Genomic DNA, 12,270 nt, shown 5'->3' with positions numbered 1-12,270 from the left:
ATTATACCATGAGAAAGTTTTTGCGCACTGTTCCGGCATTCATTTGCGTATTGATATTGAGTTATTGTCAGCCTAAAAAGAGCCCGAAGGATCAGTTGTATAGCCAGTTCAATGAGGATTTGGATTCGTTGATATTAATGAACGACGAGCTTTTAGAATTGGCCAAATCCAGACAAAAGCCAGAAGTATTGCGGGATAAATTTCTGAGCGTTCGTTTGCAGTACAAGAAAACGGAAGCTTTTGCGGAATACTTCTTTCCTACTACGGTCAGGCTGGTCAATGGCGCCCCGCTGGATGAAATTGAGGATGAGGAAAATGCTGTGTTTGAGCCGGGAGGCTACCAGGTAATTGAGGAACTGGTCTACATCGACGAGCCGATCGAAGAAGAAGAATTGATCCGCCATACCCGTAAAACACAGGTGAATGTGAAGCGGATTCAGTCACTATGGAAGGACATTCAGCTTACGGATTCTCAGGTAATGGATGCTTTGCGTCTCGAAATGTTCCGCCTGACCACACTCGGTATCTCAGGTTTTGATACACCGGCTTCGGGGAATTCCATTGCTGAAAGTAAGGTAGTAGTGGAATCGTTTCAGCGTTATGCTGATGCTTACAAAGAACTTTTGCCGGAGTATCAGAAGCTGACGAACCTCTCCAATGCAGCCATTGATTTTTTGAAAAATAGTAAAAGTTTTAATGACTTTAATCGGGCCTCATTCATTGTGGACTACATTAATCCGTTGTGTCTGTCCCTTCACCAAAATCAGAAACTCGCAGGGATTGCATTCGTCAAAGACCACAGACTTTTGAGGGGAGATGCTGCTACATTGTTTGATAAAAAAGCATTTGATCCTGAGGCGTTGCTTTCCAATACGAAGTTTAGTTCCACGGCTGACCGGATTGCATTGGGAGAGAAATTGTTTTACGATCCACGCGTTTCAGGCAATGGCCAAACCAGCTGCGGTTCCTGTCATCAACCTCAGTTGGCATTTACGGATGGTTTGAAAACGAGCAAAGGATTTGGTAATGAAAATCTGAAAAGGAATGCGCCCACCATCATGTATGCAGCTTTGCAGCAGGCATTGTTTTACGACCTGCGTTCGCCGTCGCTCGAAGACCAGGCAGCGGATGTAATTCATAATAAGAACGAAATGCACGGTTCCGTGGAAGATATTGCAAAGCTGATCAGCTCGGACAATGATTATAAAAACTTGTTTTCCAAAGCATATCCCGAGCTGGACTCCACTCAACCTGTTTACATTCAGAATTCGCTGGCGGTATTTGTACGGTCATTAAATCCTTTCAATTCACCTTTTGACAAATATATGCGTGGTGATAAAAAGGCTTTGACTGATGGCCAGGTAAATGGTTTTAATCTGTTTATGGGAAAGGCGAAATGTGGTACCTGTCATTTTATGCCTCTTTTCAATGGCACGGTGCCACCGGATTATCAGCGTACCGAGTCGGAAGTGCTGGGTGTAACTGCCAGTGCAGATCTGAAACATCCATTGCCTGATCAAGATCTTGGAAGGGGCGTTCACAATCAGTTTCCGCAATGGAAGAATGCATTTAAAACCAGTACTGTCCGGAATATTGCAAAAACGGCACCCTACATGCACAATGGTGCATTCAATACTTTGCAGGAAGTAATGGAATTTTACAACGAAGGCGGCGGCGCGGGGTTAGGACTGGAAGTGCATAATCAAACATTCGCGGCCGATAAATTGAACCTGACGCCAAAGGAAATAGCGTTGGTTATTGAGTTTATGGAGGGGTTGACGGATTAGGCATACGTGGTGGATGGTAGCGAGGACACGCGTAGGGGTATGTTACATCCCTACGGGATTTAAAAATCCATCTCATGCTGTGGTTTTCTACCGAGGTTACATGCCTGACGGCATTTTACGGTACAAATTGAACCGTAAGCCAAATCGCGTAGCGACACCACCTTGACACCACCTTGGTTTTTGCCTAATAATATCAAATCACGCCCCCCAAATTGTTACATCCCTACGGGATTTCAAAAATGTCATATCTAACGTTTTTCTACCGAGGTTGCATGCCTGACGGCATTTTGCGGTACAAATTGAACGATGGCTTAATCGCGTAGCGATGCAACCTCGGTTTTTGCTAATAATATCAAATCACGCCCACCAAATTGTTACATCCCTACGGGATTTCAAAAATGTCATATCTAACGTTTTTCTACCGAGGTTACATGCCTGACGGCATTTTGCGGTACAAATTGAACGACGGCTTAATCGCGTAGCGATGCAACCTCAGTAGAAAAATATGGATTTAGCAGAATATTAAATCCCGTAGGGATGTAACATTTGCGGTTTTAAATCCCGCAATAATTTGCTTACTATTGAAATGAACTGCAATCCTAAAGGCTCTCAATCACAACCCCTTTCTCCAATTTTAAAAAATGCGTCACACAGCTCGGTATCTCCTGCGGATAATGGGAGACGTAAATGAGTGTTCTTTCCGGGGTTGCGCAAATGGCGTCTACTACTGCTTTGAAATATTCAATGGCCTCACTGTCCAGCCCCTGGCATGGTTCGTCGAGGATGAGTAGCGGCGGGTTTTTGACTAATGCGCGGGCCAGTAATACCATTCGCTGCTGTCCTTTTGAAAGTTGTGAAAAGTCTTTCTCGATCAAATGATGCACATGCAAAAGTTCCGAAACTTCATGTACCCTTTCGATTTGAACATCGGTCAGTTTTTTGAAAAACACACCGGTTGCATCGAAAAAGCCGGAAGCAATGGTTTTGAAAACAGTCGTGTTTCGTGGGAAGTAAAGATGCAGCTCGGGAGAAACATGGCCTATCTTTTGTTTGATATCCCAGATGGAAGCGCCAATTCCGCCCCGTTTCCGGTCAAAAAGATCAAAGTCGTTGGCAAACCTTTGTGGATTGTCGGCCGTGATAATGCTGAGTAAGGTTGATTTTCCGGAACCATTTGCACCTGATAACGCCCATTTTTCGCCTTTTGCAATCTTCCAGTTCACATTGTCCAGGATCAGCTGGTCATGATATTTCACTTTGGTATTACGCAAATCCAGCGCGTACTCGAAATTCGTAAACTCGGGATGCCCGAAGTGTTCGAGTTTGATAGGATCGGGCTTTGGTAAATGAGCAGTGTCCAGTTTGGCTTTGAAATCAGCGATACGCGATTGCTTTTCAACTTTCCCTTCATTTAGTTCCAATACGTTGGTAATACATGAAGGCATTTCAGTAGCGGTGGTAGCCATGATAATCGCTACGCCTTGCTTCGATAAGGCGGCCAGGGCGTTTCGCAATACCTCTCGCGAATGTACATCCAGGCCACTAAATGCATTGTCGAGCAGGAGTATCTTTGGTTTCTTCAAAAGCGATTTCGCCAATAGCATCCGACGCGTTTCACCATTGGAAAGCGTTACGAAAGGATGGTCCAGCAAATGCGTAATGGACAGCAATTCACTCACTTCGGAAAGCGCTTCTTCGCTCACTTTGGAAGGCTTCAAACTTACCGATTTTTCATCAACGGTACCGACAGGTTTGAGCTGATCGGTCAGTATCGCGCGGACGGTAGGGGCCCGCTCGGATTCATATGCATGAAAACGCTGCTGGTAATATTCGGCACCGGCGCTCACAATCCTGTTGAAAGAATAATCATTAGAGGCCAGTTCAATGGTATCGCGCAGCGGTTCTGTCCAATCGTAAGTTATTTTTCCGGAGGCAATGGGCCATTTGCCAGCAATGACATCAAGGAGCAGTGTTTTACCGGAACCATTGGGGCCAATGATAGCCCAGTTTTCTCCTTTCTTAATTTTCCAGTTAAATTCTGATAAAACCGTTGAGTCATATTTACGTACAAAAACGTCTTGAAGCGAAATGAATGTCATAATGAATTAGCCAGCATGGAAAGGCAAATATTACAACTTTGATTGTAAACGGAAATAAAAAAAGCATCTCATTCGCGAGATGCTTTTGGTTTTATAGCTTGTAACAAGTGCTAGCCGACAGCTAGTGATGCAGTTCCAGATTAAATTCCCTTACCATCATACTTGTGAATGCGGACAAATCGTCGGTCGTACGGCTTGTTATTAAACCATTGTTAGTTACCACCTCCTGATCAACCCAGATCGCCCCTGCATTTTCAAGATCGTGCCGGATCGCTGAGCAGGAGGTTAGTGTCCTGCCAATTACTACATCCGCGTCGATCAAAATCTGCGGACCGTGGCAAATGGCGGCTACCGGCTTTCCGGCAGTAAAAAAGGATCTCACAAACTCGACAGCCTTATGATGAATCCGTAAAGCATCGAGCCCCATTACCCCTCCCGGAAGCAAAAGCGCGTCATAATATTCTGCACGCGCCATCTCTAGCGGAACATCCACTTTGTGTTTTTCTCCCCAATCCAAATGGCTCCATCCTCTGACAAAATCTTTATTGGGAGAAATTAAATGGGTAGTCGTTCCCATCTGATTTAGGACTTTTCTGGGGCAAATCATTTCAACTTGCTCAAATCCATCTGCAACCAGAATTGCAATTTTGAATGAATTTAGTGATTGTTCCACGGATTTAACTATAATATAAGGGTTAGATTATTTAGGTAAATAATTGTACAAAAATTATGCCAAAAATTGACCGTCGATTCCAGTTAAATTGGGCCATGGGGGCCGTAGCAAGCTTACCACAGGTGTGGAATTAAAATTCGCAAATTCTCAATATGTGGAAACAAAAAGAGCGGCCTTCCGACCGCTCCCTGTTTTATAACTTTATCTGGATTTATATTTCCACGCCTCCTACATTTTCAAAGATCAGATCGCCTTTTGAATTGAGCTCCATCATGATCACCGAATCTTTTGCGACCTGTCCGCTGAGTATTCCTTTGGAAAGCTCATTTAGGATTCGTCTCTGTAAAACCCGTTTCAATGGTCTGGCACCATACGCAGGGTCGAATCCGTCCTCGCCCAGTTTGGTTAGTGCTTCATCTGTTGCGTCAAGGGTAATCCCCTGTTCCAAAAGCATCTTCTGGATTCCTTTGAACTGGATATCCACAATCTTGCGGATGTTTTTCAGAGACAATGGCTCAAAAAGAACAATCTCGTCAATCCGGTTCAGGAATTCAGGTCTTACCGAAGCTTTCAACAAATCCAAAACGGCTTGTTTTGCCTCTTCTACGACCAATGTATGGTTCCAGCCTTCATCCTCTGCGAATTTCTCCTGGATAATGTGGCTGCCAATGTTCGAGGTCATGATAATGATCGTGTTCTTGAAATTAGCCACACGGCCTTTATTATCTGTTAACCGACCTTCGTCCAGTACCTGCAACAATATATTCCAGACATCCGGGTGTGCTTTTTCAATCTCATCGAGCAAAATTACGCTGTATGGTTTTCTGCGAACAGCCTCGGTCAACTGGCCACCTTCATCGTAGCCGACATATCCCGGAGGCGCACCCACCAGCCTGCTTACCGCGTGACGTTCCTGATACTCGCTCATATCGATCCTCACCATTGCATTTTCGTCGTTGAACAGGTACTCAGCCAGCGTTTTGGCTAATTCTGTTTTACCAACACCCGTCGGGCCGAGGAACAGAAAGCTACCGATTGGGCGTTTCGCATCCTGTAATCCGGCACGGCTCCTGCGAACGGCGTCGGAAACCACCTCAATGGCTTCCTCCTGGCCTGCCACACGTTGGTGCAGATGATCTTCCAGTTGCAAAAGTTTCTCCCGGTCGCTCTGAAGCATTTTGCTCACAGGGATTCCGGTCCATTTGGCCACTACTTCGGCGATATCTTCTGGCGTAATCTCTTCCTGCATCAGGCTTTCGGCATTTTCGGATTTTTGCAGTTCTTCCAGTTTGCCCTGAACCTCAGGAATTCGTCCGTACCTTATCTCCGCTACCTTTCCAAAATCGCCAGCACGTTCGGCCTGCTCAGCTTCAAGACGCAGTTGTTCGCTTTGCTCCTTCAATGTGCGAACTTCATTTACCTTGCCCTTTTCATTCTCCCACTGTGCTTTCAATGCATTTCTGTCTTCACTCAGATCGGCAATTTCCTTGTTGAGTACGGTCTCTTTATCCTTGTTGTTTTCCCTGCGAATGGCTTCCCGCTCAATTTCCAATTGCATGATCCGGCGGTTCAGTTCATCCAGTTCTTCGGGAACACTGTCCATTTCCAGGCGCAATTTAGAAGCCGCTTCATCCATGAGGTCAATCGCTTTATCAGGAAGGAAACGGTCACTGATATAACGGTTCGAAAGCTCAACAGCCGCAATGACCGCGTCGTCCTGAATGCGGACACCGTGGTGCAGCTCATATTTTTCTTTGATACCGCGTAAAATACTGATGGCGTCAGGAATGTTCGGCTCGTCCACCATTACAGCCTGGAAACGGCGTTCCAGCGCCTTATCCTTTTCCATGTATTTCTGATATTCTTTCAGCGTGGTCGCCCCAATTGCGTGCAACTCGCCGCGGGCAAGCGCTGGTTTCAGCAGGTTCGCTGCATCCATTGCGCTTTCGCCGCCTCCACCTGCACCAATCAATGTGTGTATCTCGTCAATAAAAAGGACGATCTCGCCATCGGAATCTGTTACTTCTTTGATGACGGCTTTAAGTCTTTCTTCAAACTCACCTTTATACTTTGCACCAGCGATCAGCAAACCCATATCCAGGGATACGATCGTTTTTGATTTCAGGTTTTCAGGGACGTCCCCCTGAACAATTCTTTGGGCAAGTCCTTCCACAATAGCCGTTTTACCCACCCCGGGTTCACCCAACAGGATAGGATTGTTTTTGGTACGGCGGCTCAGAATTTGCAGAACACGCCTGATCTCTTCGTCCCGACCAATAACCGGATCGATTTTTCCGGCCTTGGCCAATTCATTCAAATTTTTGCTGTACCGTTCCAATGACCGGTATTTAGCTTCTGCGTTTTGATCTTTCACCGGGTTATTTTTTCCTCTGAGTTCTTTAATTGCGCTGATCAGTTCTTTTTCTTTAAATCCAACCTCTTTCATCAGGGTAGCTGTGGAATCTTTTCCGCTCAGTATCCCTAATATAAGAAGCTCAATGCTGATGAATTCATCGCCGAATTCTTTCAAGTAATTCTGTGCCTTTCCTGCGGCCGCGGCCATATCGTTGCCCAGGTACGGCTGCCCTCCGGTTACCCGTGGATATCCGTCCAGCACTTTTTGTAACCGGTTTTCTAAAATTTCAGGACTGATATTCAATTTATTGAGGAGAAACAACATCGTGTTTGGATCTTCTTCTAAAATCGATTTCAGAACGTGGCCGGTTTCAATTGCTTGCTGCTGATTGCCCTGGACCATTTGGGCCGCGTGCTGAATTATCTCCTGCGCCTTGATTGTATATTGGTTAAAGTTCATGGCGATAATTGGTTTTTAATGATTTATAAAAGCACCAAAAATCGTATGCCGAACATTAAAAACGGAAATTTTGACATGGAAATCGACATTTTCAGAAATTTCGCGACAAAATGGCGTCATCTCTGAAATGAATGGAGGTAGCGGAGAGGATTTACAGAGGTACTAATGAAACTGATAAGTGACGATGGCTTACATGGTCTTCTTCTCAATTTTTTTGTGAATTTCCAATGTTGCGCCCAGTGCGGCGGAACCGTACCACATGAGCATTTCAGGTTCGAGGAGTTTTGCTTTTACTGCCGGATCAGTTTCAACCATCTTTTTACCCTCTTCCAGAGAAGCTGCATTCAGAATAAACAGTCCGCGGTATTTATCGTTTTTGAAGAATGGCCCGGCGACCACTAATTTGCCTTCTTCGGCAAGCTTGTTCATATTATTCATATGACCAGCGAAAAGACTATCCGTTTTGGCCTTGCCTAAGTCTGTCACGCTGCCTGTTTTGAGGAATACCATCACGTATTTTTTCATCCCATAATCATCCGCATTTAATTTTTTAGCCAATGTGGAGTCGTATGCGATATTGGTGGATTGTGCCTGCGCCTCATTTAAAAGCGCGCACAATCCGAGCAATAGCGTTAGGCAAAGAATTTTCATTGCAGTAAGATTTAATGAGTGGTTACGTGATAAATATACGTAAATGCTCTCTAAATCTCTATCTGTGTTTTCAACAGGTCTTCCAATGTTTCCCGTCTGCGGATCAGTTTCGCCTGTCCATGGTCGATCAGGATTTCCGCCGGACGGAAACGCGCATTGTAATTCGAACTCATAGTTAATCCGTAGGCGCCGGCGTTGAGGAACGCCAATACATCTCCCGGACGCACTTCGGGAAGGTTTCGGTCGGAGGCAAATGTATCCGTTTCACAAATGTACCCCACTACATTATAAGGTTTAATCTCACCCGTTGGATTCGTTACATTCAGGATATGATGGTAAGATCCATACATCATTGGCCGGATCAGGTGATTCAGCCCGGAGTCCACGTGAACGAAATGCCGCGCAGGATCTTCCTTTACAACCGTCGTTTTGACGAATAGATAACCTGATTCGCTGACCAGAAATTTACCCGGCTCAAACCATAGCTGCAATTTCCTGCCATATTCGGAGCAGAATTTTTCAAACCTTTCGGAAATCTTTTTACCCAGCAAATCCATATCCGTAATGGCGTCTCCGGGCAGGTAGGATACTTTAAATCCACCGCCGAGGTCAATCACTTCCAGGTCGGGGAAATGTTTTGCGGTTTCGAAAAGGATGTCAGCAACTTTCAAAAATGGCTCAGCATCCTTGATATCCGATCCGGTATGCTGGTGCAAGCCAATGATTTTGATGTTATATTTTTTTACAACTTCCAGGATTTCGTCCAAAAGCAGCACCGAGATCCCGAATTTGGAATCGGCATGGGCTGTCATGATTTTTACATTGCCACCTGCGGCTACATTGGGTTTAATACGGATCAGGCAAGGTTTGGTGTTGCCATATGTTTGTCCAAACCATTCCAGCAATGGAATACTATCCACATTCACGATCGCTCCCGCTTCAACGGCCTCTCTTACTTCTTCAAACGGCACGCCGCTGGGTGTGAAAGTAATCTGGCTGCCTTCATAACCCGCTATCATGCCCATTTCAAGTTCGCCTGGCGAAACCACGTCCAGTTCCACGCCAATTTCACGCATCAGTCTGAGTATCGACAAATTGGTATTGGCCTTGCACGCATATTTGATCTTCATGTTGATGCCTGGAAACGCATGTTGAAGTTCAGTTACCTTCCGGCGGATCGTGGTCCCGTCGTAAACATAGAGCGGGCTGCCGAATTGTTCAACCAGGTAGTGCGGATCGATTCCTTGAACTGAATAGGTATTTTGGTCGGAAAGTTGCATTTAAAACGAATGAATTTGCGGTAAGTATTTGTGTAGAAGAAGGGCTGGTTATTTGCAATATTTGTCAAGATATATCTCCATCTCATTTTGAAGAAGTAATGCTTCTGCCTTCGCTTTTTCAGCGAAATCAAGACCATTCCCGGCATAAATAATGCTTCTGGAAGCATTGACAAGCAGTCCGCAATGTGCATTCATCCCAAAGCGGGACACTTCTTCAAGATTACCGCCCTGCGCGCCGACACCCGGAACCAGTAGGAAATGATCAGGAATGATGCTTCTTATTTTTTGGAATTCCGAAGCTTGTGTCGCACCCACTACGTACATGATCCTGTCTGCGCCAGCCCAGGTCTGTGAGGTACGCAACACATGCTCGTATAATGCGGAGCCTTCTATATTAAGTCTTTGAAAATCAGAGCTGCCTGTATTGGAAGTCAATGCCAGCAGAATGACCCATTTATTTTCAAATTCAAGGAATGGTTTCACAGAATCGCTACCCATGTAAGGAGCAACGGTTACCGAATCGAAATCCAAGCCGGAAGATGCCGGGTCAAAAAAAGTACGCGCATATAGCCCCGAAGTGTTACCAATATCGCCCCGTTTGGCATCTGCAATCGTGAAATGTGTGTTCGGTATATATTCAATGGTCTTTTGAAGGCTTTCCCATCCTTTTGCCCCCTGAGCTTCATAAAACGCAACGTTAGGCTTATAAGAAACGCAATGATCGACAGTAGCGTCGATGATCTGTTTGTTAAACTCAAATACAGGATCGGCCGTTTTTAGCAAATGGGCAGGGATTTTTCTGATGTCTGTATCCAGGCCAACACAGAGGTAGGATTTTTTACTGGAAATTTGTTGAAAAAGCTCTTCGTAAGTCATGATTTCGTAAATATTGCGCCGAAATTACAACCTCTATGAATAGATTCATAAATTTGTCCCAAGATTAAACTTTGCACCACCAACTAATACAAAAATATTTCCATGCAGATTCGAGAAACTTCCATTGCTGGTTTGGTTGAAATTTTCCCACGTATTTTTGAAGATGATCGCGGGATGTTTTTTGAATCCTATAATGAGCAGGTATTCCTAAAATTAGGTCTGCCGACCAATTTTGTGCAGGATAATCAGTCATTTTCTAAAAAAGGTGTGGTGCGGGGATTACATTTTCAAAATACTCCTTTTGCCCAGGGAAAATTGGTGCGCGTCATTTCCGGTCGTGTCCTGGATGTTGCCGTTGATATCCGTCCGGACTCGCCGACATTTGGGAAGCACGAAATTTTTGAACTCCGTAGTGACCTTAACAATATCGCCTACATTCCGGAGGGTTTTGCGCACGGTTTTGTTGCTCTTGAAGACAGCATATTCAGCTATAAATGCACTAATATTTACGATAAGGCTTCCGAATCCGGCATACTTTGGAACGACTCCGATCTCGGCATTGACTGGGGAGTTGAAAATCCGATTGTTTCGGAGAAGGATGTTATCTTGCCTACATTCAAAGCACTCTTTGGAGATTTGAAAATCAAGGCCTGATCATTTTTCGAAGAGCTCTTCCAACGCTTTGGAAGCCACTTTACGGGCCGAATTCGGATTTTGGCCTGTAATTAATCTCTCGTCCATTTCTATGAATTCCATAAACGGGATCATTGATTTGGTGTAATGAGCGCCACGCTCTTTCAACTTGTCTTCCAAATAAAAAGGTACCTCGCTGACAAAGCTTGCCAAAGCCTCTTCCACATTGGAAAATCCCGTAAGATACTTATCCTGGATCAATAGGGTACCGTCAGAAAGTTTGGTATTTAATAGCCCGGCGACGCCGTGGCATACTGCCGAAACCATTCCTCCTTTTTCATAAATATGGGCCGTGATTTCTTGTAATTCCATATTTTCTGGTAAATCCCACATCGCTCCGTGGCCTCCTGCAAAATAAATGACCCGGTAATCGGCTGGATGAACCTGTGAAGGAGTGAGTGAATTTTCAAGTTTGGCCCTGAATGTTGTATCAGCCCAGTAACGTGCGTTGCAGTCATCTTTGAGGTCCATACTCCTTTCATCAATGGGTATTTTCCCTCCTAGCGGACTGACAATATCCATTAAGATCTTTCTTTTGGCCATCACATCATAAAAGTGGGTCAGCTCGCTCAGCCATAACCCGGTTTTTCCTGATTTGGTTGGGTAAATGTCGTGATTGGTGCAAACAATGAGGATTTTCATGGTGCCTAATATAAATTACTTCGGGAAAGATACTATAAAATCATAGTAGTTTCCAGAACAATAGCAGAATGAAAAAGAAGGGGAGGAGCTCTGTATCAGAGCAGCTGATTTTTATACGCGAATGCTACGGCGGCAGCTGTGCTTTTGGTTCCTGTTTTTTCCAGAACCCTCAGACGGTGCCCTTCCACAGTTCTGATGCTGATAAAGAGTTTATCGCTTATTTCAGCTGTGGAAAGCCCGTCGCAAATTAATTGAAGTACTTCTTTCTCTCTGGAAGACAGGGCTACATTGCATGCATTGGGAAAGAAAGGGTGTTTGTTGACCTGCCGGGTAACCATTTTGCGGTGCATCGCTTTCGATACGAAGTCATTATAATAAAAGCCTTCTTCATCGACGCGGCGGATAGCTTTTTCTACCTCATCCGGACTGGTATCCTTTAATAAGTATCCCTGAACACCTTTTTCGAGCATATGTATTACGAAACGATCTTCATTATACATGGAGACAACGATTACCTTAATGCTTGGAAAGCGCTCGAATGCAGCCTCCGTAGCCTGTATCCCATCCATTACCGGCATTTGCAAGTCCATAAAAACGATATCAGGTGTGTTAGCCGGGAGCTTGTCCAGCAGTTCCTGACCGTTTGCAGCTTCCAGAATGAATTCAAAATCAGGAATGCCGCTCAGCATCGAGATAAATCCTTTTCTGAATAATTCATGATCGTCAGCAATCCCTAATTTAAGCGTTTTCATAA

At 44.8% G+C, this 12,270-nt stretch carries 10 protein-coding genes; 2 read left to right on the top strand and 8 right to left on the bottom strand.

Translation table 11 applies throughout. The features are described from left to right. Positions 1-8 precede the first annotated feature (8 nt). A complete protein-coding gene (locus ON006_RS19975) occupies positions 9-1,787 on the top strand; it encodes a cytochrome-c peroxidase (protein WP_244821141.1) in 1,779 nt (592 codons plus the stop codon). A 599-nt stretch (positions 1,788-2,386) separates the two neighbouring features. On the opposite strand, the gene ON006_RS19970 is transcribed toward ON006_RS19975, so the two are convergent. The 6 genes from ON006_RS19970 to pyrF form a co-directional block, all read right to left on the bottom strand. After that, positions 2,387-3,886, bottom strand: coding sequence for an ATP-binding cassette domain-containing protein (locus tag ON006_RS19970; RefSeq protein WP_244821140.1), 1,500 nt, complete (start codon positions 3,884-3,886; stop codon positions 2,387-2,389). 121 nt (positions 3,887-4,007) lie between these two features. Then, positions 4,008-4,559 (bottom strand): type 1 glutamine amidotransferase domain-containing protein, encoded by a 552-nt coding sequence (locus tag ON006_RS19965; RefSeq protein WP_244821139.1) that lies wholly within the window; start codon positions 4,557-4,559, stop codon positions 4,008-4,010. Between the two features lie 211 nt (positions 4,560-4,770). Then, positions 4,771-7,374, bottom strand: coding sequence for an ATP-dependent chaperone ClpB (clpB, locus tag ON006_RS19960; protein ID WP_244821138.1), 2,604 nt, complete (start codon positions 7,372-7,374; stop codon positions 4,771-4,773). A 189-nt stretch (positions 7,375-7,563) separates the two neighbouring features. Further along, positions 7,564-8,025 (bottom strand): YciI family protein, encoded by a 462-nt coding sequence (locus ON006_RS19955; protein ID WP_244821137.1) that lies wholly within the window; start codon positions 8,023-8,025, stop codon positions 7,564-7,566. Positions 8,026-8,075: 50 nt separating this feature from the next. After that, positions 8,076-9,305 carry a diaminopimelate decarboxylase gene (gene lysA / locus ON006_RS19950; protein WP_244821136.1) on the bottom strand — a complete coding sequence of 410 codons (1,230 nt, stop codon included), beginning with the start codon at positions 9,303-9,305 and terminating at the stop codon, positions 8,076-8,078. A 48-nt stretch (positions 9,306-9,353) separates the two neighbouring features. Beyond that, on the bottom strand, positions 9,354-10,181 hold the full coding sequence (gene pyrF / locus ON006_RS19945; RefSeq protein WP_244821135.1) for an orotidine-5'-phosphate decarboxylase: 828 nt from the start codon (positions 10,179-10,181) through the stop codon (positions 9,354-9,356). A 102-nt stretch (positions 10,182-10,283) separates the two neighbouring features. Here pyrF and rfbC point away from each other — a divergent pair, with 102 nt between their 5' ends. After that, entirely contained in the window at positions 10,284-10,835 is a 552-nt protein-coding gene (rfbC, locus tag ON006_RS19940) for a dTDP-4-dehydrorhamnose 3,5-epimerase (RefSeq protein ID WP_244821134.1), read from the top strand. Here the strand turns inward: rfbC and ON006_RS19935 are convergent, their stop codons facing one another. Together ON006_RS19935 and ON006_RS19930 are read right to left on the bottom strand one after the other, a co-directional pair. Continuing rightward, complete coding sequence (locus ON006_RS19935) at positions 10,836-11,516, bottom strand: type 1 glutamine amidotransferase domain-containing protein (RefSeq protein ID WP_244821133.1); 681 nt, start codon at positions 11,514-11,516, stop codon at positions 10,836-10,838. It abuts the gene before it with no gap. 95 nt (positions 11,517-11,611) lie between these two features. Further along, a complete protein-coding gene (locus ON006_RS19930; protein WP_244821132.1) occupies positions 11,612-12,268 on the bottom strand; it encodes a response regulator transcription factor in 657 nt (218 codons plus the stop codon). Between the last annotated feature and the right edge of the window lie 2 nt (positions 12,269-12,270).

It is taken from the genome of Dyadobacter pollutisoli, assembly GCF_026625565.1.
Classification (GTDB): Bacteria; Bacteroidota; Bacteroidia; order Cytophagales; family Spirosomataceae; genus Dyadobacter; species Dyadobacter pollutisoli.
Note: the sequence above shows the minus strand (reverse complement) of the source record. Positions and strands in the feature narration are given on the sequence as shown.

Coding starts and splice junctions, on each gene's coding strand:
- ON006_RS19975 (WP_244821141.1), top strand. CDS start 9: ATGAGAAAGTTTTTGCGCACTGTTCCGGCATTCATTTGCGTATTGATA.
- ON006_RS19970 (WP_244821140.1), bottom strand. CDS start 3,886: ATGACATTCATTTCGCTTCAAGACGTTTTTGTACGTAAATATGACTCA.
- clpB (WP_244821138.1), bottom strand. CDS start 7,374: ATGAACTTTAACCAATATACAATCAAGGCGCAGGAGATAATTCAGCAC.
- ON006_RS19955 (WP_244821137.1), bottom strand. CDS start 8,025: ATGAAAATTCTTTGCCTAACGCTATTGCTCGGATTGTGCGCGCTTTTA.
- lysA (WP_244821136.1), bottom strand. CDS start 9,305: ATGCAACTTTCCGACCAAAATACCTATTCAGTTCAAGGAATCGATCCG.
- pyrF (WP_244821135.1), bottom strand. CDS start 10,181: ATGACTTACGAAGAGCTTTTTCAACAAATTTCCAGTAAAAAATCCTAC.
- rfbC (WP_244821134.1), top strand. CDS start 10,284: ATGCAGATTCGAGAAACTTCCATTGCTGGTTTGGTTGAAATTTTCCCA.
- ON006_RS19935 (WP_244821133.1), bottom strand. CDS start 11,516: ATGAAAATCCTCATTGTTTGCACCAATCACGACATTTACCCAACCAAA.
- ON006_RS19930 (WP_244821132.1), bottom strand. CDS start 12,268: ATGAAAACGCTTAAATTAGGGATTGCTGACGATCATGAATTATTCAGA.